This is a genomic window from Lysinibacillus sp. G4S2 (genome assembly GCF_030348505.1).
GTDB lineage: Bacteria > Bacillota > Bacilli > Bacillales_A > Planococcaceae > Lysinibacillus.
This window is the reverse complement of the sequence record NZ_JAUCFJ010000002.1, coordinates 4,695,360-4,716,220: the sequence shown is the minus strand read 5'-3', so window position 1 is coordinate 4,716,220 and position 20,861 is coordinate 4,695,360. Positions and strand designations below refer to the sequence as shown.

The 20,861-nt window shown below is 36.2% G+C and carries 25 protein-coding genes and 1 pseudogene; 17 read left to right on the top strand and 9 right to left on the bottom strand.

Features of this window, described 5'->3' with window-relative positions:
• Position 1: 1 nt before the first annotated feature.
• The 5 genes from QUF91_RS24170 to QUF91_RS24150 all read left to right on the top strand — a co-directional run bounded on the left by QUF91_RS24170 (position 2) and on the right by QUF91_RS24150 (position 2,640).
• A complete protein-coding gene (locus tag QUF91_RS24170) occupies positions 2-163 on the top strand; it encodes a hypothetical protein (protein WP_289419631.1) in 162 nt (53 codons plus the stop codon).
• 122 nt (positions 164-285) lie between these two features.
• Positions 286-648: a hypothetical protein gene (locus QUF91_RS24165; RefSeq protein ID WP_289419629.1), complete on the top strand. Its 363-nt coding sequence runs from the start codon at positions 286-288 to the stop codon at positions 646-648.
• Between the two features lie 67 nt (positions 649-715).
• Positions 716-1,120 (top strand): phage holin family protein, encoded by a 405-nt coding sequence (locus tag QUF91_RS24160; RefSeq protein ID WP_289419628.1) that lies wholly within the window; start codon positions 716-718, stop codon positions 1,118-1,120.
• Positions 1,117-1,860, top strand: a complete 744-nt coding sequence (locus QUF91_RS24155; protein ID WP_289419626.1) for a peptidoglycan recognition protein family protein — start codon at positions 1,117-1,119, stop codon at positions 1,858-1,860. Before QUF91_RS24160 ends, QUF91_RS24155 begins: the two co-directional genes overlap by 4 nt.
• 438 nt (positions 1,861-2,298) lie before the next feature.
• Positions 2,299-2,640 (top strand): hypothetical protein, encoded by a 342-nt coding sequence (locus QUF91_RS24150; protein WP_289419624.1) that lies wholly within the window; start codon positions 2,299-2,301, stop codon positions 2,638-2,640.
• A gap of 48 nt (positions 2,641-2,688) precedes the next feature.
• Here QUF91_RS24150 and QUF91_RS24145 read toward each other — a convergent pair whose 3' ends face one another.
• The 5 genes from QUF91_RS24145 to QUF91_RS24125 all read right to left on the bottom strand — a co-directional run bounded on the left by QUF91_RS24145 (position 2,689) and on the right by QUF91_RS24125 (position 6,700).
• Positions 2,689-3,201, bottom strand: a complete 513-nt coding sequence (locus tag QUF91_RS24145) for a PH domain-containing protein (protein WP_289419622.1) — start codon at positions 3,199-3,201, stop codon at positions 2,689-2,691.
• 135 nt (positions 3,202-3,336) lie between these two features.
• Positions 3,337-3,459, bottom strand: a complete 123-nt coding sequence (locus QUF91_RS24140; protein WP_483308108.1) for a DUF3923 family protein — start codon at positions 3,457-3,459, stop codon at positions 3,337-3,339.
• Between the two features lie 137 nt (positions 3,460-3,596).
• Complete coding sequence (ltrA, locus tag QUF91_RS24135; protein WP_483308072.1) at positions 3,597-5,408, bottom strand: group II intron reverse transcriptase/maturase; 1,812 nt, start codon at positions 5,406-5,408, stop codon at positions 3,597-3,599.
• Between the two features lie 726 nt (positions 5,409-6,134).
• Complete coding sequence (locus QUF91_RS24130; protein WP_289420120.1) at positions 6,135-6,263, bottom strand: DUF3923 family protein; 129 nt, start codon at positions 6,261-6,263, stop codon at positions 6,135-6,137.
• 155 nt (positions 6,264-6,418) lie between these two features.
• Positions 6,419-6,700, bottom strand: coding sequence for a helix-turn-helix domain-containing protein (locus QUF91_RS24125; RefSeq protein WP_289419620.1), 282 nt, complete (start codon positions 6,698-6,700; stop codon positions 6,419-6,421).
• 94 nt (positions 6,701-6,794) lie between these two features.
• Here QUF91_RS24125 and QUF91_RS24120 point away from each other — a divergent pair, with 94 nt between their 5' ends.
• The 6 genes from QUF91_RS24120 (at position 6,795) to QUF91_RS24090 (ending at position 12,102) form a co-directional block, all read left to right on the top strand.
• The gene (locus QUF91_RS24120) at positions 6,795-7,010 is read left to right on the top strand and encodes a hypothetical protein (protein WP_289419619.1); all 216 of its coding nucleotides are present in this window, start codon (positions 6,795-6,797) and stop codon (positions 7,008-7,010) included.
• 68 nt (positions 7,011-7,078) lie between these two features.
• A complete protein-coding gene (locus QUF91_RS24115; RefSeq protein WP_289419618.1) occupies positions 7,079-7,963 on the top strand; it encodes a helix-turn-helix domain-containing protein in 885 nt (294 codons plus the stop codon).
• A gap of 17 nt (positions 7,964-7,980) precedes the next feature.
• Complete coding sequence (locus QUF91_RS24110) at positions 7,981-8,142, top strand: hypothetical protein (protein ID WP_289419616.1); 162 nt, start codon at positions 7,981-7,983, stop codon at positions 8,140-8,142.
• A gap of 485 nt (positions 8,143-8,627) precedes the next feature.
• On the top strand, positions 8,628-8,879 hold the full coding sequence (locus QUF91_RS24105; RefSeq protein WP_289419615.1) for a hypothetical protein: 252 nt from the start codon (positions 8,628-8,630) through the stop codon (positions 8,877-8,879).
• Between the two features lie 857 nt (positions 8,880-9,736).
• Positions 9,737-10,087 carry a hypothetical protein gene (locus QUF91_RS24100; protein ID WP_289419614.1) on the top strand — a complete coding sequence of 117 codons (351 nt, stop codon included), beginning with the start codon at positions 9,737-9,739 and terminating at the stop codon, positions 10,085-10,087.
• Positions 10,088-11,325: 1,238 nt separating this feature from the next.
• Entirely contained in the window at positions 11,326-12,102 is a 777-nt protein-coding gene (locus tag QUF91_RS24090) for a hypothetical protein (protein WP_289419613.1), read from the top strand.
• Between the two features lie 108 nt (positions 12,103-12,210).
• On the opposite strand, the gene rlmD is transcribed toward QUF91_RS24090, so the two are convergent.
• From rlmD to QUF91_RS24075, 3 genes and pseudogenes are all read right to left on the bottom strand, one after another.
• Positions 12,211-13,593: a 23S rRNA (uracil(1939)-C(5))-methyltransferase RlmD gene (gene rlmD / locus QUF91_RS24085; RefSeq protein ID WP_289419612.1), complete on the bottom strand. Its 1,383-nt coding sequence runs from the start codon at positions 13,591-13,593 to the stop codon at positions 12,211-12,213.
• A gap of 44 nt (positions 13,594-13,637) precedes the next feature.
• Positions 13,638-14,456, bottom strand: coding sequence for a polysaccharide deacetylase family protein (locus QUF91_RS24080; RefSeq protein ID WP_285400325.1), 819 nt, complete (start codon positions 14,454-14,456; stop codon positions 13,638-13,640).
• Positions 14,457-14,503: 47 nt separating this feature from the next.
• Positions 14,504-15,402: pseudogene (locus QUF91_RS24075) on the bottom strand (TIGR01777 family oxidoreductase).
• 544 nt (positions 15,403-15,946) lie between these two features.
• Here QUF91_RS24075 and QUF91_RS24070 point away from each other — a divergent pair.
• The 4 genes from QUF91_RS24070 (at position 15,947) to QUF91_RS24055 (ending at position 17,813) form a co-directional block, all read left to right on the top strand.
• Positions 15,947-16,186 carry a hypothetical protein gene (locus QUF91_RS24070; RefSeq protein WP_289419611.1) on the top strand — a complete coding sequence of 80 codons (240 nt, stop codon included), beginning with the start codon at positions 15,947-15,949 and terminating at the stop codon, positions 16,184-16,186.
• Between the two features lie 227 nt (positions 16,187-16,413).
• Positions 16,414-17,217, top strand: a complete 804-nt coding sequence (gene recX, locus QUF91_RS24065) for a recombination regulator RecX (protein WP_289419610.1) — start codon at positions 16,414-16,416, stop codon at positions 17,215-17,217.
• A complete protein-coding gene (locus QUF91_RS24060; protein WP_289419608.1) occupies positions 17,214-17,543 on the top strand; it encodes a YfhH family protein in 330 nt (109 codons plus the stop codon). Before recX ends, QUF91_RS24060 begins: the two co-directional genes overlap by 4 nt.
• Positions 17,544-17,813: a YfhJ family protein gene (locus QUF91_RS24055; protein ID WP_285398466.1), complete on the top strand. Its 270-nt coding sequence runs from the start codon at positions 17,544-17,546 to the stop codon at positions 17,811-17,813.
• A gap of 40 nt (positions 17,814-17,853) precedes the next feature.
• Here QUF91_RS24055 and QUF91_RS24050 read toward each other — a convergent pair whose 3' ends face one another.
• Complete coding sequence (locus QUF91_RS24050) at positions 17,854-18,840, bottom strand: metal-dependent hydrolase (RefSeq protein ID WP_289419607.1); 987 nt, start codon at positions 18,838-18,840, stop codon at positions 17,854-17,856.
• 213 nt (positions 18,841-19,053) lie between these two features.
• On the opposite strand from QUF91_RS24050, the gene mutY reads away from it, so the two are divergent.
• Together mutY and QUF91_RS24040 are read left to right on the top strand one after the other, a co-directional pair.
• A complete protein-coding gene (gene mutY, locus QUF91_RS24045; RefSeq protein ID WP_285398464.1) occupies positions 19,054-20,088 on the top strand; it encodes an A/G-specific adenine glycosylase in 1,035 nt (344 codons plus the stop codon).
• An 83-nt stretch (positions 20,089-20,171) separates the two neighbouring features.
• The gene (locus tag QUF91_RS24040) at positions 20,172-20,351 is read left to right on the top strand and encodes a gamma-type small acid-soluble spore protein (protein ID WP_285398463.1); all 180 of its coding nucleotides are present in this window, start codon (positions 20,172-20,174) and stop codon (positions 20,349-20,351) included.
• The last annotated feature ends 510 nt before the right edge of the window (positions 20,352-20,861 follow it).

Here is a 20,861-nt window from a genome sequence, read left to right as displayed (position 1 = left end):
GGTGACAGTCTATGAATTATGTAAATTTTTAATTGAGCGTAAACGCTATGAGCATGAAGCTATGTTGAATAAAGTAAATGTTTTTTATGCTAATAATCAGCTAAAAGATGATGAATACACAGGGTTACTTACTCAAATGGACGAACAGCAAACGCAGGCATAAGCTTAGCGTTATTAGTGATAAAATGAAAATGATAGTTTTATAGTTAGTTATATACAATAAAATGAAACTCTTTTACTAGTTCTTCCGTATTAGTATTTAAATACACAATAGGAGGAATTTGTATGACCAAAAATAGAGTTGCTAAAATTTTTGCAATTTTAGCTTTGAATTTCTTTGCAATATACGCAGCAATTGATGTAAAAAATGATGAATTAAAAAATGTTTTAGTTACGCTTTCACAATTAAATGTAGCTATAGCAGTCGGAATTGGAGCACTTTCAATAGGTTTTATTGAGAAGAAAGAGATTAGAGGTAGTTTGACAGAATCAACAGTGGCTATAGCTGCATTAAGTTTGATTACTTTTTTAATAGCTCAAATATCTGGGTATCCTATCATTCAAAGATTATATATATTTATGAATATAGGATTGATAAGTATCGTATTAGTAATGACTCTGATTCTTACAGAGAAAACAAACAAATAATATTTATATTCAGCCTTCCACAATTATCTGTGGAAGGCTTTTATATTGCAAAAAGGGAAGTGTTCTAATGGAAAAATGGGTTGCTGCAGTAAGTGGAGCAATTGGCACGTTAGTGTCATATTCAGTTGACGGTCTAGGTATGGCTGTTACTGTATTAATTGGTTTCATGGCTATTGACTACCTCACAGGAATTATGGGTGGTATTGTAAATCGTAACTTGAACAGCCGTGTCGGATTCAATGGTATCATACGAAAAATTTATTACTTAATGCTAGTTGGTTCAGTGTATTTACTGGCATTAGTGATTCCGGGTATCGAGTACGCAGGTGATGGGGCAGCCATTGCATTCTGTGTACTCGAATTTATTTCTATCACAGAAAACGGTACGAAGATGGGCTTGCCTACACCGAATTTTATTAAAAATATTTTAGCGATTGTAAAGGATCAATCAGGAGAGGGGAATACAAAATGACTTCTATTCGCAAAAAATTAGTAACTGATGTACAAGCAAACAAGGTGACTTATGGGAAAGGTAACGTTAAAAAATATATCGTTGTTCATGAAACAGATAATACCCGTTCAGGAGCCGATGCAGACGCACATGCACGTTTACAATCCAATGGCAATAGTCGCTCAGCATCTTGGCATTATACTGTGGACGACAAAGAAGCTGTACAATCATTTGAACATGTTTGGAGATGTTGGGCTGCAGGAAGTAATAAAGGAAACAATGAAGGCATTCAAGTTGAAATTTGTGTAAATGCTGATGGTAATTATTTAAAAGCTATGCAGAATGCCGCTGAATTAGTTGCAAAAATCATGAAGGATGAAGGCATCTCAATCGGCAACGTTGTTCAACACAATCATTTCAGTGGTAAAAACTGTCCTCGAAACATGCGTGAAGGTAAAATTTCATGGTCACAATTTATTACAATGATTAAAAATGCGAGTGGCGATGTGCAACAACCTGCACCTATTGCAGACAATAATAAATACCGCGTACTTACTGGAACATACGCTACAAAACAAGCTGCAGAAAATACACAAGATGTACTTAAACACCGTTTTGGTTGGGTGGCATACATCGAGCCGGATGGTGCTAAATGGCGAGTTAAGACAGGTACTTTTACTGGAATGGCTACAGCACAAGCCGGTGCAAATAAAATTAAAACAGCTAAACTTGCACAAGTTGCAAATGTTGTAGCTGCATGATAGTTAAGATCAGCAAAGCTAAATTTAGCCGAGCTGGTCTTTTTTACTTATGATTATTAATGGTATAAAAATGAAAGATTTGTGAAAGTAATACTCGAAAATAATAAATAAAAAAAGATTAGTTTCTGAATATAAATGTCAAATATTCTGTGAAAAACATGAAACAAACGAAACTTTTGAACTATGAAAAGAAAATATCGCTCCAAAAAATTGGTGTTGCTTATGGCGTGATGTGGCGTGATTTATCATGATTTATCATATTTTAGAATTATACCGCCAAAATAGCGTTTTAATACCGCCAAAAAATGACACTAAATTACCATTGAAATGGTTGTTTTGGTAATGATAGGATTAAATTAACTCGAGAGTAAGTAGATTTGCTATAGCATTCATACAACTAAGTAGAAATAAACTATATAACAAAAGGAGTACATTTATATGAAAATACCTAAAATACTTACTGGTTTAATTGTTTGTGGGGCTCTAGTTTTTCCAGGAGCATTAAGTTCTTCAGCACAGGAAGTTGATCCTTCGAACTTACCTGAATCAATTAATTATTCTACAGAACAAGAAACAGAAGCATTAACTTATAATGCTGTGGCGGATACAAGGGAATTTGGTAAACTTTTTAAAGGCTATCAAGGAGGGTCGGTTTATCATACAGAAGTAATTGGTCAGTATCCGCCTTATGCTGACCATGTTTACAAGGGTTATATATTTTATAAGTCCTTTGATGAACACGGATATTATTATCAAGGGACACTTACTTTACAAAAATAATTAATTTATAGACCAGGCGCTCATTAAATACTGAGTACCTGGTCATTTTTATATTCCTAACAATTGCTTTTTCTTCGCGTCAAATTCTTCTTGCGTTAATATCCCATCCTCTAATAAAGCCTTTAATTCGCGAATTTCATCACCAATATCATACATGTCCTTTTCCTTTTTAGTAGACTTTGTTTTAAAATCTTTTTTCAGGTTCTCAATAGCATTCTTAATCTCAAGTGCAATATTCTGTGGTACATCCTCAATGATAGCTTTGTTTCCCGTAGATACTATTTTCAAAGTGGAGGAAATGAGCGTATTTGAAATATTGATACTACTGATAGATTGCAAAGGAATGCTTTTTTCATCGTTGAATATGATGCCTTTGGTTTCATGTAATATGATTCGTTGGTCAGTGACATAAAGCTGTTTTGTACCTTTAATAGATGCACATACAGCGAGTAATGTTTCGCCTTGATCCGTTAGTCTATCATCAAACATTTGAATTTGATTAGCCATTGCTTTCTTCTTTCCAAAGCCTGCAAATTTTATTGTTTCTGCTATTGTATCCATGTCATGCACTCCTTACAGAATTATGTAATTTCATTTTATAGAAAATCCTTACATTAGTACATATAAAAAAGCCACTGATTTTAGTGGCTTACAAGAATAAACAAAGACCAACGTTGAGTCACGATAGTCTTTTTGTTAAATTTTCATTTGTACTTTTTCTAACAAAAAAAGAAAAATCAATTGAAATAGTACAACAACTATAAATGCAATACCCAAAATAACGAATGTTATCATTTTAATTTCAGGTGTTTGATACAGATAGGTAAGCTTTTGAAGTTATCGCCAGCTTTTCCCCCTGTTCACACCGTACGTGCGACTTTCATCGCATACGGCGTTCCAACTAATCCAATTTATTCTTTCTATATCTTAAGCAGACGAGTGCTTTTCTTCCATTATTAGATTATTTCATTGTTACATTTCAGTCGTAAATTATTTACTTTTACTATTTGCTTATTCGAAAGCTTTACAGCTTTTAAGAGCGTTTTAATTTTTGCCTGGTCTTTCAAATGTATAAGTTGATGTATAGCCTTATTCAAAATTATTAAGTTCGAATAACTATCATCTTTTGAAATGTTAAACGGATTAATATGATGACAATGCCAATCATTAATACCTAATTCTTCACCTAAAATGGCGCATTTGCCATACTGGGCAATGAACTTACTGATTCTGTTGTCGTTGTACTCAATAGATCTATTTGGAATGTAGTTTCTCATGATGTGAGAAAGAGTATTTTTATTGATAGCCTTTAGGCTATTATGAATTTTTGCTCTTCCTTCGACTGTAAAATTACAAATTATTTGTGAAAAACATAGTGTCTTTCCCCATCGTTGTGCATGGATAGGGACAAAAACCATGTTCTGTATCTTATACAGTTTAGCCTCGTATCCCTTGTACCTCTTCTGTAAAGTCTTAGTCATCTCATGGAACCTCGCCTCGGTTCTAATATTCTTTAATTGATTGTATAACGTCTTGCGTAGATGGAGATTTAACTCATTCAGATTAATTGTAATTTGAGTTGCAGCTGAGTAATAGTTTTGGATTCCCATCACAACGGTATTAAAATTCCAAACTGTCTGAATACAAGGCTTTCTCTTGATTACCCTTATGGCTTCTTTTATCTTTTGGAAAGCATTTGCTTTAGCCTTTTTCGACATATCAGACTTTGCTACATAACCAAATCTGGTCTTACCCTTTCTTATAGCTTTTATTGAAAAGCCTAGAAACTCTGATGAGTTTTTCTTTAAATTAACAACCTTTGATTTTTCTTCACTTAACTCCAAATGAAGCCTTATTCTCAAGAAGTCTTTCAGTGCGTAGTTCATTTTTATTGCGTTTGACCTAGTTCGGCACATTACTTTAAAATCGTCCGCATATCGGACGATGAAGCACTCTTTTAAAGCTGTTTTCTTTAAATGCTGATATTTACTGCCATTGGTGGAGTATGTATATCTGCTTTCAAACGTTTCCCATTGGTTACTAACCCACCAATCCAATTCATTTAATACAATGTTGGATAATAACGGTGACAGAATTCCTCCTTGCGGAGTACCTTTTGTAGGAATACCCTCTCCTTCAATCTCTGCTTTTAATAGCCTAGATATAATAGAAAGGAGTGATTTATCCCTTATGCCTAGAGACCACATTTGTTTTAAAAGCTTACTATGATTAACATTATCAAAGAAACCCTTAATATCTACATCAACACAATGATGAAGCCCAGTTTGATTGATAAGGAACTCAAGTCTAGCTTTCGCATGATGAGTGCTGCGATTCGGTCTAAACCCATAACTATGTTTATGGAATTTTGCTTCGCAAATTGGCTCTAAAATTTGAAGTATGCATTGTTGAAAGATTCTATCCCAAATCGTTGGTATCCCCAAAGGTCTAGTTTTATCCTTTCCTTTAGGAATAAGAACCCGTCTTACTGGCTGTGGTTCATACCATTTAAACATAGCTTGAACTCTTGCTATTACATCTTCCACAGTTAAATGCAAGATATCATTAATTGTTAATTTATCAGTTCCCGCAGTTTTACTACCTGTATTTCTTTTGATGTTTCGGTAGGCTAGACGTATATTGTCTTTAGAACTCATTAATTCTGTTAAGTCATAGAAGTGATGACCACTGACACTTTGAGTATAAAGTGTATCAAAACAATCTTGCATGCTATAATACTCATTGTGTCTCAATTTCTTCCGTTTCAATAAGTTGGTGACTCCTTTCGGAGTTAAACCTCTTTTAGTCTCACAAGAACCTTATTAACCGATAAAGAACTGCCTTACTTGGTTGAATAAATCTTTATTAGTCTAGTGGCTATCCCTCCATGTGTATTAGACATTTCCTTGGTACTGTGCCACCACTTTCACTGATATTAAGACATGTTATACAGTAATTATTATCATTAATGTTTTCCTTGCCACCGTTTCAATGGAAGTAAGTCCTCCACGTTATCAGCTTACAACGTTGAATTATATCTATTATGGAATGAACTTAGGTGCTTCCTCTAAGCCTGTTAGTATTCATACGCCTGTAACGTATCATGGATTTTCATATTAGTTATTTTTACTCATCCACAGCTAACCTCACAATTTGGTGATATACACATTTCTATGTATCGCAGGTATAGACCCGTACATTCAGAAGTTCGTCAGCTTAACCTTTTATTGTAGGTTTATTAGCATTCTCACCATATTCATTCAACTCAAGCATCATGATTTACACCACCCCCGCGGGTAGGCTTTCGTCAGCCGAACTGTTACGGTAAATTCTCACGCCTTTTCGCCGAGCTTATAACACTTTCATTCTTACTAAATCAAGTGCTATTCGACTAAGAGAGAACCCTTCTGAGCGTTACCTCTTCATTTGATTCTTCGATATAACCCTTCAATTCCGAAAGGAACTGCCTAGCCTTTACCAGATTGATGTAACCATCATCCATTTAAACTAGGAACATTTCGCACAACTACACCTGCTCCATCAACTTCTCTTACTCCAATAATTATGGCCCCAGTAGCGAAAATGAATAGCCATGCGATATTTATAACCCACCATATTTTCATACCCAAAATTAACATCTTCTTTCTTCTTGTGGTTTCCTTTAATGGTTTGATTATATCAATTTCACTTATTGTTGGAAACACACTATAGGCGGTGCTATCTCTCAGCCTTAAGACCGATTGACTAATTAAATGAACAAAAAAACAGACAACCAATATTAGTTATCTGTTTCAAAGGTCATTAAATCCCCTGGTTGGCACTCAAAGACTGTACATAATTTCTCCAATTGCTCAACTTCAATTCTTTTAATTTTATCGTGATACAAAGCTGAAATTGTAGCAGGTCTGATACCAGTTAAATCCGATAACTCTTTTTGTGTCATCTTCTTTTTCCCGAGCCAATCAGACACTAAAAATTTAATACCCATACATGCACCGCCTTTTCCGTTTACTTCTATAGTAATGATTTTACCACAGAGAAGTAATTTTGAATACTTCAAAAGAAATTAAATTACTCCTAACGTATTGACTTATTACTTTAGCGGTTATATACTCTTTTCAAGAAGTAACAAAATTACGCTAGGGGGAATTGTGATGACGGAAAAAGTGAATGTCTCGCTTGACGATTTTGCATTTTTAAAAACCTTTGCTGAAATGTATTTTTTAAAAAATATTGCTGAGATTGAACAACGTATTTCAGATTATCCAACAAGTAATGACGAGTTTATGGGGAAGCTAGAGAATCTTTTAATTAAATTGAAAGAGCAACAGCAACGAGCAGAAAACATTGATTGTAAATATTTTTATTGAGAAAAGACGAACAATATTTCTTTTTAGGATCCATAAAGGTTCGTGAATTGGAAAGTGAGGTGAAAACGATGGCATTTGAATACTTAGCAACTTATAAAACTTTTGAATCAATAGCAGATATGGACGCAGCTGTTGAGAACCATATGGCAGCGCACTACTATGATTTGACTGAATCAGAACGTGCTATCGTTTTCAAACTTGCTAGTCACTCTTTGGAATACCCAGGAGCTTGTCACTTAAAGGCGAGTACAATTGCTGCATCATTGGAGATCAGCACAAAGACGGTTTACCGTTCAATGAAAAAATTAACCGAGTTAGGAATCATTGAGAAGGTACCAGGTACAAAATTAAACGGCATAAAAGGGGCTAGTATTTATCGTATTTTACCTTATGTCCCATCGAGCGTGTCCCAACGAGAGACAGCGCAGGCCATCAGTAATGACGCGGTTTCCGAGACTTTTTCAGAAAACCAATCATCTAATTCTTTTAATCTTTCTTCTTTTAAAACAAGCAATTTACAAGAAATATATAATAATGCTCACGCTGAAAAAGAAGTTTGTAAGGAATACATGAACGAGTACCAGGGGATGCTATTTGATTTCATGGATAGTTTGCCATTAGCAGACAATTTGAAAGATGAATTACATAAATGTGTATTGGCTTCACAAGTAAATTCAGTAGAAGAATTTATAAAAGCTAAAAATGTGATGTTCAAAATTGCTATGGATATTAAAGATGGTGTACTGACAGTTGCTAGTACGTTAAGAGCCGTATTCGTAGAATCTTATAGTAAGGCTGTAGAGCGATTAAGTAAGAAGCCATATAAATCATCGTCTATAGAAGAAACAGTGAATAGAGAACGACCAGTACCGTTCTATAACTGGTTGAATGAATGTGACGATCGTAAACAAATAAATAGCAGACCAAACTTAGAAAATTGGCTGGAATGGTAGAGAGGGGAAAATAGGAAATGGATCAACAAAAACAAATGACTATGTATGATTTTCTTTCGGTCCAGGAATCTGACCATGGACTGTTTGTGGACCGAAAAACTTCCACAGCTGTTAATAAATCTGTTGATAAGAAGAAGTATAAAGGCGCAAGTAAAGGAGGATATATTGTGCGTGGATAAGAACAAGACCACCTTATTATTGGTGGTGCGCATTTGCAAGCCATTGTTCTTAATATCTTACGCACGACTGGTGAAGCGGTATAAAAAAGATGCAGCCTGTAATATACAGACAGCATCTTTCTAAAGTCGCCAAACTTTTATTTCTGATACTCTGATTTAAGAACCATGGAGCAAATACATTCCACCTGAATAGAAAACACAGAGCAAGAAGCTACTGGTATGTGGGAAAAACCGATTACCCTGGGCGCTTTATCATGGCGAACGTTCAGGGATCAAACTCCATGTCAGTTTCACCAATGAAAGCACCATGCCTTAAAAAGTCCTAGAAACAACTGGTTTAAAACATGATGGTCCAATCAGAGAGATTCTGGAAGACAAGTGATTTGTTCTAGTTGGTGACCGTGCGTATTTTTCGATTGATAAAGTAGATCGCTATGTAAAAGAAAAAAAGGATTTTTGTCATTCGTATAAAAGATAACCTTCATTTGAATCGGAAAAGATCATTGAAATACACGCCAAGTAAGAATTCCAACGTTACGGCTGATTTCACTTGTACAATGGATATTCCGAAAAAACAAACGGAAAAACGCCATCGTGTCGTTAGATTTATCGATTACGAAGGAAAATCGATGCGCGTCTTGAATAGTTTGATGGAAATTACACCGGAAGAGATTGAGAAAATGTACAAATCACGCTGGACAATCGAATCATTTTACGTTGGATTAAACAAAATTTAAATGTGCCGATTCTTTTTGGCACAACACCCAATGCGGTATTTAATCAATTGTTCGCTACATTGATTGCGTATATTTTATTGAATTTCTTACACCAGCAAGGTCAAAAGAAAAAGGGACCAAAATCCCTGTCATTCATAGGTTTTTACGTCTGTTTTTTTTGTTGCCTTGTCTTTTGAATGAAACTTTGATGTTTTATCGGAAGCTTTATGAATGAAAACTGGATGATTTTTGTTAACCGACACGCCTACGAAGGGTACAAGTTAGAAGGAAAATTAATAGTAAAGGGCAAGTTCAATTAATTGTGGAAGACAAAAAAGAGGAAATTAAAGTGTAAAGAATGGTATTATTCAGGCTTCACATTTGAAGGATTTACAGAGTGGTAACACGACAACTGTGTTTAGTAGGATTGTATATTACGATTCGACAACGACTTAATTAAGTAAAATGACTGAAATTAGCAAAGCTAGTTTAGCCGAGCTGGTCTTTTTTAATCTGTGAAAAGATACTAAAATTGGCATTCCTGAGAAAAAATTATTTAAGTATATGAACAAAACTAAATAAATATTTCAAGTGTTTAAACATAAAATTCACTAAAAGATTACTTTTGTATTAAAAGGGAATAAAAGTTGCGATAAAAAATGGCGGTATAAGTGGCGTGATTTGGCGGTATGTGACAAATCACGCCACTTATACCGCCGAAAAATGGTGGTGACCGAATAAGGAATTTCGGAAACCCACTATTGAAAATTCGGCATTTGTACTGATAGACTTGAGTTAACTCGGGGGTAAGTGAATATGCTATAGCTTTCATACAATTAGGTAGAAATAAACTAAAAAACAAAAGGAGTACATAATATATGAAAATATCTAAAATATTTACTGGTTTAGTTGTTTGTGGGGCTCTAGTTTTTCCGGGAGCATTAAGTTCTTCAGCACAGGAAATTGATCCTTCAGAATCACCTGAATCAGTTAATTATTCAACAGAACAAGAAACAGAACTATTAATTACTAATAGAGGCGTAGCAGAAGATTGGTTTATTTCTAAAGAATTTTACACTTATCAGGGACCAACAGTTGAGTGGACAGAAACAAGGAATCGACCTGAACCATATGCTCCATATGTTTACAAAGGCACATTATTTTATAACTCTGGTCAAAGTACATCAAAGTCCCACGTCTATATGGGGTATCTAATTTTGCAAAAATAATAAACAGAACCAGGTAATCACAAAAATTTGTGAACCTGGTTTTTTTTATTCCAGAAATCCCTATTTATAAAACAGAACGTTTGTACTTGAAATAAAAGTGAATATATGTTTTGTTTTTTGTTTTAGAGGGAACATCTATGATAGAACAATTAATGAAAACAATGCAATGCAATCAAAATCATTAAAATTATAGGAGATTCATTTCATGCTTTCTGCTTTAAGAGGCAAGCCAAGCGTATATTTACTATAAAAAATGTTTTAGTTGTTCCAGTCATTCATAAGAGAGAATATTGTATGATGAATTTTGAACAACGAGAACTTTTACACAAATTAGTTTATATCAAAATAGAATTAGCAAAAGGTAGAATAAAAAAATAGTAAAGTGGGAAAAGATTGACGAGTATTTCAGTGACTTGACTGTTATAACAGGGAAGACCAAATATTAAGGTATGCAAATCAGGCACTTAAGAACACAAGTTGAGGGACTACTTTTAAGCAATATAAACCATCGACAGATACTCAATATTTTAGTGCCTGTATTAAAAAAAGCCACTCAATTTTGAGTGACCTTATTCTTTAAATGCAGTATGTTCAATATAAATATTTACAATTTTTGGTACATTAACAGTTGAAAAAATATCCTAATTAATTTTATTTCAGTTAGCATTGTCAATATTAAATAATAATGTTATTACTAATCCATCCTTTTATTACCATAATAATCTACAAAAGAATAGTACCATTGAATTGTAATTGAATGAAGGTTGTTATATAGAAGGGGCAAAAAGAAACATATTCAGTTTCAATCAAATCTACTGAGCATAAGGAACAAGAAGCAATCCAAAATAGTGAAGTGTGGACATACAAGGTGCAACAGCCATCTTCGCCGTGAATTCGAACCGAATCATCAGTAAAGGAGAATAGAAAAAGACAACTTGAGATATGAAAAGAAGTTGTCTTTTTTAAAAATAAAATTAAACTCTTTCAAAACAATAAAGACTGTAGTGCCCTCACAAAAATACAGACAGTATCTTTTTTAAGTCGCAGTTAGATTTTATTTATAGGAATCATTTCTGTTGTTCAGCTTTAATAGACAAGGCACAAACGCATTCCACCTGAATATTTTGGGTTGCTCTTTTGCGGTTTTTATCTCTTGCCATTCAATCTAACTATAATCATTGGTTAAATAAATTTATGTATAATATAGTCAAGAGTTAACTGTTTAGGAGAGAATGCTTATGAAGATTTATGATGTCTTAATGTGGGTCACTTATACATTGGTGATAGTTGTAATTACTTTAGTTGGGATAATTTTATTACAAGGAACGGATATTAGGTACGATTTGTTGGATACATTAACTGTTGTTGCTACTTTAATTGGAGGGTTAGGTGGGGCGTTTCTTGGTACTTGGTTAAGTGGTAAGAATGCTAGTGACCAATGGAGGGATCAAAAAGAAAAAGAAAATAGCGAAAAACTTAAATTTTATGAGCTGTTTGTATTAAATCGTTTGGAAAATATCTTTATTGAGCTTTCAAAACCAAATAAAAGAATTGATTTTTTAGAAATTACTGTTGATGATATTGTAGGGATAAAAAAAGATAATAATATTTATGTATTCGAAAGAAGAAAAAAAGCAATTCTTGATTTATTTAAAGAGGTCGATAGACTGTATAATGATGCTTTGGAACTTGGTAAAAATGGGATTGTAGATTGGGAAACCTTAAACATGTTAAGAGATTTCAAGATAAATTCTCAACGTTTAAAAGAGATTAAACTAAAAACAGAGATAGCCCCTAAAAAAACTGTAACAGAATATGAAAAAAGGGAAGCGGTTAAATTTTTGGAAAATAACCCTATAAGTTCTATTTCTCAGTCTTATTCCAATACTATAAGTTTATACAATATGCAAGAAGAAATAAGAGAGCTAAAAAACCTTATTGTAAATGATATTGAAAAAATGGAGAACAAACTTAATAAAAGAAGAGAAGAATTAAATTTGGATTCATATAAATAAGAAAAGCGAGAAAAATCAATGTTTTATATTGAGATTTCTCGCTTTTTAATGCTTTGCTCAAAATTTTTCAAAGCTTTTTTCTACTTCTAAATTTAGTCGCCTAATAAATTATTTCTGATATTTAAGAACCATGGAGCAAATACATTCCACCTGTGCTGTTTGTGCAAACATGTCCACTGGCTGAATATACTCCACATCATAGAACTTCGATAATTCATTTAAATCCTTTGCCAAAGTTGATGGGTTGCAAGATGTATAGACAAAGCGCTTCGGTTTTAGTTTCAACACTGTGCGGATGAACTCTGGTGCTAGACCTGTGCGTGGAGGGTCTACTGTAATAACATCTGGTGTAAATCCTTCCTTGCGCCATTTTGCTAAAACACTTTCTGCTGTGCCGACTGCGTATTTTGTATGTTTGAAGCCATGGTTTCGGGCGTTTTTACGTGCATCCTGAATGCTTTCTGGAATAACATCCATACCACGAACTTCTTTCGCTTTGTCAGCTAGCCATAAACCGATTGTTCCAACACCGCAGTAAGCATCAACAACTGTTTCTTTGCCTGTTAATGCTGCGGCTTTTTTGATTTCATCATAGAGATGAACTGTTTGTGTTGGATTTAGTTGGAAAAAGGCGCGTGCTGATAAATCGAAGGCTAATTCGCCAAGCTCCTCGTGAATTGTTTCTTTGCCATCGAGGACAATCGTTTCATCGCCAAAAATTAGCGATGTTTTCTCACGGTTAATATTTTGAGCGATTGATACGATACTTGGGTCGATTTTTTTAATACGTGCAATGAGCTCAGCTATATGTGGAATTTCTTTACGAGTCGTTACGAGTACGACTTGCGTTTCACCAGTACGAATCCCTGTACGTACAACAATCGTACGTACTAGGCCATCAAGCGTACGACCATCGTAAATAGTAATATTCAGTTTTTGCAAAATTTTACGTGTTGCCACTGTAATTTTTGATGTAACTGGGTGTTGGACAAGGCAATCATTGATGTTTAGTAACTTGTTGCTACCTTCTGTAAATAGCCCTGCATAGACACGCTTACCTTCTTTTCGTACTTGAAACTGGCTTTTGTTACGATAATTCCATGGATTATCCATTCCTAAAGTTTTACGAACTTCCACTGTGTTAGCTAAAGGCTTAGCATAGCGTTCTAATGCTTGAATAACGATATCACGCTTTTCGATTAGCTGTTTTTCATATGTCATGTGCTGAAGCTGACAGCCACCACATTCGTTGTAAACTGCGCAAGGTGCTTCCTGACGATATTTTGAAGCTTTGCGAATATTTAATATTTCTGCTTCGGCAAAGTTTCGCTGTGTTTTAGTCACTTGTGCTGTAATTTCTTCACCAGGAATAGCGCCCTTTACGAATACGACATTACGCTTATAAAAGCCAACGCCTTCACCATTAATACCAAGTCTTTTTATTGTTAGAGGAAATTTTTGTCCTATTTCCATTGTCGTTTGCTGTGTCAAGCGTTCCACGTCCCTGTTCTTTTAATATCATCTCCCCATTATAACTAAGGAGTAGACGATTGCAAAGCGACAGGGAAATCTTCATATTCTAAAACTAAATCGTCAAGGGATAAAAATGTATAGCCTTGTTTTTTTGCTTCAGCAATAAACATAGGAAGCGCTTCAGCATTATCTTGTGCAACTGTATGCATCAAAATAACAGCACCGGGGTGTAGCTGTTCCATCAGTGCATTATACGCATAATCTGCACCTCGTCGTTGATCTCTTATCCAATCCTTAAAGGCAACAGACCAAAAAATATGACGATAGCCTTCAGCATTTCCTACCTCTAATACTTTCGCATTAAATGTACCCTCAGGTGGGCGAGCATATGTTGTACGTTCAATACCTGTCAATTCACGTAACTTATCGTCGAGTTTCTTCCATTCAGTACGCATACCATCAGGAGTTAACCTTGCCATATTTGGGTGCCCATATGAATGGTTACCGATAGTATGTCCATCTTTAACCATGCGTTTTACTAAATCAGGGGCACTTTCTAAGTAATGACCAGTTAAAAAGAAGGTAGCTGGTGCGTTTTCCTTCTTCAATGTATCCAAAATACTTTCTGTAAAGCCATTCTCATAGCCGTTATCAAAAGTTAAATACGCAACTTTTTTATCAGGCTTTCCTTTATAAATCGCATCATATTGCTCAAGTATCTGGTCAAGCTGTGCACCAGCCTCTGCTTGTTCACCGTTTTTTGCTCGTTTAAAGCCCCAGTTATATTCACCAGTGCTCGAAGCAGTAAATGGATTAAAGCTAATTGCTGCGGCAATAATAAAAGTAGCGATTGTTGCTCCTACTATATGCTGTTTCCACATAAAAACGCATCCTTTCTTTTTCATTAGGATGCGTTATATTTAAAAAATTATCCGACTAGATTTTTAAGTGCGTCCTTTAAATGAGGGAAATTAAATGTAAAATGATGTTTTTCTAAAACAGTAGGTAGCACGTGCTGACCTTCTAATACAAGCATGCTTTGTTCACCTAGCGCTAAACGCATTGCAACACTTGGTACAGGCATCCAATGACGTTTTCCCATTACATTTGCAATTGTTTTTCCGAAATCATTCATGCGTGTTGCATGAGGTGCAGTAACATTAAAGGGTCCTTTAATGTCATCATTCGTAATTGCGAAATATATAGCTCGTGCTACGTCCTCGACATGTACCCATGAAAGCCATTGTTCTCCTGAACCTATTTTGCCCCCGATATTCATTTTATATGGTAGTAACATTGAAGGAAGTGCGCCGCTATTACTACCTAAAATAACACCAAAACGAGCAAGGGCAACTCGAACCCCTAATTTTTCAGCACGTTTTGCATGGCGTTCCCAGTCATAAACTGTCTTGCCTAAAATATCAGTTGCATAATCTGTGGAATCTTCGTTATAGATAGCCGTTGTAGAAGTGGGATAGATTCCGACTGCACTTGCATTAACAAGCACTTTTGGCTTTGAGGGAAGATGTTCCATAATACGTACTATTTCAAGCGTTGCTTCCATGCGACTCGTATAAATAGCTTTCTTCTGTTTTTTTGTCCAACGTCCATTACTTAAAGAAATACCTGCTAAATTAACAAATGCATCACATCATCCAACAACTGTTCAGGTCGTGTTTTATGATATAGCCATTGTACATATTGAATATCGTTTTCTCGACCTGTTTTGTTACGTGTTAAAATGATGATTTCATGACCTTTTTCTTGCAACAGCTTTGTTAGAGCTTTCCCTACAAAACCAGTTCCACCTGCAATAACGATTTTCATAAGAACCCCTCCTTTTTCAAAACTACTCTATATGAGCAAGTTTACCATCTATCTAATTGCTGATGTTAAATACCCGCGCGCAATGTGAGAGTACCCGCGGAAGAGGAGAATATCCGCGGCAAAGGTGAAATACCCGCGGAAGAGGAGAATATCCGCGGCAAAGGTGAAATACCCGCGGAAGAGAAGTGAATACCCGCGCGCAACAGGGAAATACCCGCGGAAGAGAAGAATACCCGCGAAAGAGAAGTGAATACCCGCGCGCAAAGGTGAAATACCCGCGGAAGAGAAGAATATCCGCGCGCAACGGGAGAATACCCGCGAAAGAGAAGTGAATACCCGCGCGCAACGGTAAAATACCCGCGGAAGAGAAGCGAATATCCGCGCGCAACAGGGAAATACCCGCGGAAGAGAAGAATGTCCGCGCGCAACAGGGAAATACCCGCGGAAGAGAAGAATACCCGCGCGCAACGTGAAAATACCCGCGAAAGAGAAGTGAATACCCGCGCGCAAAGGTGAAATACCCGCGGAAGAGAAGAATACCCGCATGCAACGTGAAAATACCCGCAAAAGAGAAGTGAATACCCGCGCGCAACGGGAAAATACCCGCGAAAGAGAAGCGAATATCCGCGCGCAACAGGGAAATACCCGCGGAAGAGAAGAATATCCGCGCGCAACGGGAGAATACCCGCGAAAGAGAAGTGAATACCTGCGCGCAACGGTAAAATACCCGCGGAAGAGAAGAATACCCGCATGCAACGTGAAAATACCCGCGAAAGAGAAGTGAATACCCGCGCGCAACGTGAAAATACCCGCGAAAGAGAAGTGAATACCTGCGCGCAACGGTAAAATACCCGCGGAAGAGAAGAATACCCGCATACAACGTGAGAATACCCGCGAAAGAGAATCGAATACCCGCGCGCAACGTGAAATACCCGCGAACATCATAATACCCGCGAGGAAAAAGCAATACCTACGAAAAATGTTATAATGGTCAATAGTGAGGTGTTACTAATGCGTATCATTACGAAAATTGCACGTCAAAAAAACAATCCAGAACGTTATAATATATATTTGAACGAAGAATACGCTTTTCCTGTAGATGAGGCAATTCTCATTCAATTTGGATTAACAAAGGGTAAAGTGCTTGAGGAATTTGATATTCAGGAAATTGCCTATGAGGATGAGATTAGAAAAGCTTTTAATAAAGGGTTAAATTTTTTATCTTATCAAATGCGTAGTGAACATGAGGTCAAGAAAAAGCTTCTTGCGTTAGAATTTGGGGAGGCAGTTATTTTAGAGGCTATACAAAAGCTGAAATCATATGGCTTTTTAAATGATGAAACTTACTCTAAGGCATTACTTGATACAAAAAAGGCTACGATGAAAAAGGGGCCAAAAGCGATAAGACAGGACCTTATGAAAAAAGGGATTGATAAAAGCTTACAGGATGAGGTACTTGCTACATATAGTCATGGGGAACAGGTAAAGCTTGCGACACAATTGGCTGAGAAGGTAATTCGATCAGAAAAAAAGAAAACGCCAACACAAATAAAAGCTAAAATTCAAGATTTTTTAATGCGAAAAGGTTATTCTTTTAGTGTTGTAGATGAGGTGCTTAGTCAAATAGAGATTGAGCAAGAGGAAGATGAATGGCAACAGCTACTTGATGTACAAGGCGAAAAAGTTTGGAAAAAGTACTCAGCGAAGTATACTGGTTATGAACTGAAAATGAAAATAAAGCAGGCGCTCTATCAAAAGGGTTTTCCTATAGAAGTTATAGATCGTTTTATAGAAGAGAAGGAGAATGAAGAATGAACGAAAAAAATTATGCTGCCATGGCAGAGCATGAATTACGTGAAGAAATAGCTAGGATAAAGGAAAAAGCACGTAAGGCAGAACAGCTAGGCATTATCAATGAATTCGCAGTATATGAGCGCAAGGCTTTAATGGCGGCTGCCTATTTAGTGGATTTAGATACAATAATTCCTGGAGAGATGTATCGTATAGACGGCTCTGAAAATGAATTTTTTCAAGTGGATTATTTAAAAGGGCGCTTTGCGTGGGGACATCGTTTAGGGGGCGAAAAATACCAAGAGGCTTTACCTGTTTCGATGCTATCTCCTGTAAAGGTGGGCAAATAAATGGATGAGAAAATTGAAAAGTTAACTGCTGAGTTACTTGCAAAAAATCCGGAAATGTCAGTAGGACGTGCACGAGTATGGATTGAGCTTTTATGGAGTGATTTTGAATCAACTTCTGCAAAAGCTGGTTACGCTTATCGAGGTGCTGAATATACTGAAAATTTGGTGCGTCAATTAATTTCCAGCTATGGTGATAAACTGCATGCATTTGCGGGACGTAACCCAAAATATGCACATCTACTTGATGCTAGCGATGATATGGTGCAATAACAAAACCCTGACCAAATGTTGGTCAGGGTTTGCTGCTGTTTTAATTACTTGCGCCAATCTGTAATTTTTTCTGGAGTTTATCTTCTGTAAAAATCCAGCCTGTGTATGAAGTGATGATCTCGTTGTCATCGTTTAAATGAGCGACAGCAACGAAAGGATATCGATTATCACTACGGTAGCGCAGATCGATTAATCTCACTTCTGTTAAACCATTTTCAAGCTCTGAAATTTCCCACCGATACAATGGCGAAAACGACACGAATGCAGCGAGATTGCGATCTTTCATTGCTGTTTCTATAAGAGGTGTTTTCGGTAACGGTTCGATTTCGAATTTATCGTAAATATTAACAGTTCGTCCGTAAGCACGACCAACATAATAATGCGTTTTTGATTTTGCTGCAATTCGCCAGTGGAAAAACCGCATTGTAGGGGCTACAATTACATATTCTTCATCCTGAATGGTATTATGCACAGCTTTCTTAACAGCCTTTTGAACAGCAAATCGTAAAATATAGTATACGATGATAATGACATACATGCTGCTAAATGTCCAAATTGGATTTGCACCAAATACCCAAAGTAAAATGCCGAGGCAATGTAGTGTGAAAATAATAGGATCAAATGTATTAATTACACCGAGCGCAACCCATTTTCTAGAGAATGGCCGAATTGCTTGTGTTCCATAAGCATTGAAGATATCAACAAAGACGTGAAGTATTACAGCTAAAAATGTCCAAAGCCATAAATGAAACACATTTGCATCTTGAAAAATAAATGATAAAACTGCTGTAATTAAGATGGGCCAAATCGCTACTGCTGGTAGTGAATGTGTAATTCCACGATGATGTCGAATATAAACTGCGTTATTGCGTAGTTTTAATACTGTATCGACATCAGGGGCCTGTGAGCCAATAATCGTACCTGCTATTACTGCTGTAAATGTTATTGAATGGTTTGCTACTACGGGATCGGCTAATGCAAGACCACCAAGGGCTATACCCATAACGAAATGTGTACCTGAATCCAAAAATATCCACTCCTAGTATGCATAAAATTAGAGTACAATTTGCATACATGTATATTTCAATAATTCGTAATACTTGATAGTTACTTAATCAACATTTGCGCTGAACTATGTTCTTTAAATATAACGTTTTTGGTCGTTTTCGCACAAATGATCTTTTCTTAATTGTATACCCTTTTTACCATAATTTAAATCGTAAATACACTGGAGGTCACTGTGAATTATCCATATGTAACAGAATTTCGACAATCTTTAGTCGATTGGTTTAATGTTGAGAAACGAGATTTACCTTGGAGGCATACTACGGACCCGTATCAAATCTGGGTATCGGAAGTAATGCTACAGCAAACGCGTGTCGACACAGTTATTCCTTATTACAATCGCTTTATGGAAAGTTTTCCAACATTAGAATTACTTGCTGAAGCACCACAAGAATATTTATTGAAGCATTGGGAAGGCCTAGGATATTATTCCCGTGCACGTAACTTACAAGCGGGTGTTCGCGAAGTATTAGAGAATTACGGTGGGGTAGTACCTGATAATCGCCATGAGATTTCAAAATTAAAAGGTGTAGGCCCCTATACTGCTGGAGCTATTTTAAGTATTGCCTACAACAAGCCCGAACATGCAGTTGATGGCAATGTTATGCGTGTTTTAAGTCGTGTTCTTACTATTCATGATGATATAGCAGTTCCGAAGACTAAAAAGATTTTTGAAGCGGCTGTTGAAGAACTTATAGATCCTGAAAATGCATCGTCCTTTAACCAAGGTTTAATGGAGCTTGGTGCGCTTATTTGTACACCGACTTCCCCAAAATGCTTATTATGTCCAGTTCGGGAATACTGTAATGCATTTAATGAAGGTGAGCCAGAAAAACTGCCTGTCAAATCTAAAAAAGTAAAGATGAAGCATATCTCATATGATGTTCTTGTATGTGAAGATGACAAAGGTCGGATTTTATTGGAGCAGCGTCCAGCAGAGGGTTTATTAGCTAATCTATGGCAGTTTCCAATGCTTGAGCATGGTAAAGATTCAATAGATACTTTTATTAATGACTATGCTATAAAAGTTCAATCGCAACAAGATTTGCTAACATTTAAACATGTTTTTTCACATTTAACATGGCATCTAAATAGCTATTTTATGAAATGTAATTCAACAGTAAAGGGCGAATGGCTGACTCGCGAACAGATAGAATTATTGCCCATGCCTGTTCCAATGCTAAAAATTTGGCAAGAAATAAAGAATTAATCGACAAAATATTAAAAATTAAATTTATGAGCATAAAAGCATTCACCTCGGTACACAATAATTAGCGTGGAGGTGAATGAACAATGAAAAAGCAAAACAACTCAAATTTCCAGCCGAATAAAAACATGCAACGTCAAAGTCAAGAATTTGGTTATGAAACAGACGTTAATGAAGTGCAAAAGCAAAATGCTAAAGCAGAGCAAAAGAAAGCTCAAGCTTCAGGTAATAACTTCAATAAAACTAACCAAGATCTTGGTGAATAACACTTTGTAATTGCATAATTGCATTTACCTCTTAGGGGCTGTCTAAATCGAAAAGATTAAAAAAGGCAGCTCCTTTTTAATTTTGGACGAAAACTGCTCGGGTGTGAGAAGAAACCGCTCAGGTAGACGAGAAAACTGCTCAGGTGTGAGAAGAGCTCAGGTAGACGAGAAAACTGCTCGGGTATGAGAAGAAACCGCTCGGGTAGACGAGAGAACCGCTCGGGTGTAAGAGGAAACCGCTCAGGTAGACGAGAGAACCGCTCGGGTGTAAGAGGAAACCGCTCAGGTAGACAAGAGAACCGCTCAGGTAGACAAAGAATGCTCGGGTGCGAGAAGAAACCGCTCAGACTGACGAAAAAACCACTCAGATCAGAAGAACCGCCAACTCAGAAATAAAAATTAAAAAATTCCAATTGAGTTATTGTTGTGATTAAAATTTGCTTCAAATTCAAAAAAATTTGTACAAATTCAAAAAAGCGCAGGGAAATTTGTGGTTTTCTAACTACACCT

What these genes read in the sequence shown, in the direction of transcription:
- QUF91_RS24165 (WP_289419629.1), top strand. Translation starts at nt 286, where the DNA reads ATGACCAAAAATAGAGTTGCTAAAATTTTTGCAATTTTAGCTTTGAAT.
- recX (WP_289419610.1), top strand. Translation starts at nt 16,414, where the DNA reads ATGCGTATCATTACGAAAATTGCACGTCAAAAAAACAATCCAGAACGT.
- QUF91_RS24080 (WP_285400325.1), bottom strand. Translation starts at nt 14,456, where the DNA reads ATGTGGAAACAGCATATAGTAGGAGCAACAATCGCTACTTTTATTATT.
- QUF91_RS24040 (WP_285398463.1), top strand. Translation starts at nt 20,172, where the DNA reads ATGAAAAAGCAAAACAACTCAAATTTCCAGCCGAATAAAAACATGCAA.
- QUF91_RS24120 (WP_289419619.1), top strand. Translation starts at nt 6,795, where the DNA reads ATGACGGAAAAAGTGAATGTCTCGCTTGACGATTTTGCATTTTTAAAA.
- QUF91_RS24130 (WP_289420120.1), bottom strand. Translation starts at nt 6,263, where the DNA reads ATGAAAATATGGTGGGTTATAAATATCGCATGGCTATTCATTTTCGCT.
- QUF91_RS24100 (WP_289419614.1), top strand. Translation starts at nt 9,737, where the DNA reads ATGAAAATATCTAAAATATTTACTGGTTTAGTTGTTTGTGGGGCTCTA.
- QUF91_RS24070 (WP_289419611.1), top strand. Translation starts at nt 15,947, where the DNA reads ATGCAACGTGAAAATACCCGCAAAAGAGAAGTGAATACCCGCGCGCAA.
- QUF91_RS24155 (WP_289419626.1), top strand. Translation starts at nt 1,117, where the DNA reads ATGACTTCTATTCGCAAAAAATTAGTAACTGATGTACAAGCAAACAAG.
- QUF91_RS24055 (WP_285398466.1), top strand. Translation starts at nt 17,544, where the DNA reads ATGGATGAGAAAATTGAAAAGTTAACTGCTGAGTTACTTGCAAAAAAT.
- QUF91_RS24110 (WP_289419616.1), top strand. Translation starts at nt 7,981, where the DNA reads ATGGATCAACAAAAACAAATGACTATGTATGATTTTCTTTCGGTCCAG.
- QUF91_RS24145 (WP_289419622.1), bottom strand. Translation starts at nt 3,201, where the DNA reads ATGGATACAATAGCAGAAACAATAAAATTTGCAGGCTTTGGAAAGAAG.
- QUF91_RS24150 (WP_289419624.1), top strand. Translation starts at nt 2,299, where the DNA reads ATGAAAATACCTAAAATACTTACTGGTTTAATTGTTTGTGGGGCTCTA.
- QUF91_RS24115 (WP_289419618.1), top strand. Translation starts at nt 7,079, where the DNA reads ATGGCATTTGAATACTTAGCAACTTATAAAACTTTTGAATCAATAGCA.
- QUF91_RS24160 (WP_289419628.1), top strand. Translation starts at nt 716, where the DNA reads ATGGAAAAATGGGTTGCTGCAGTAAGTGGAGCAATTGGCACGTTAGTG.
- QUF91_RS24090 (WP_289419613.1), top strand. Translation starts at nt 11,326, where the DNA reads ATGAAGATTTATGATGTCTTAATGTGGGTCACTTATACATTGGTGATA.
- QUF91_RS24060 (WP_289419608.1), top strand. Translation starts at nt 17,214, where the DNA reads ATGAACGAAAAAAATTATGCTGCCATGGCAGAGCATGAATTACGTGAA.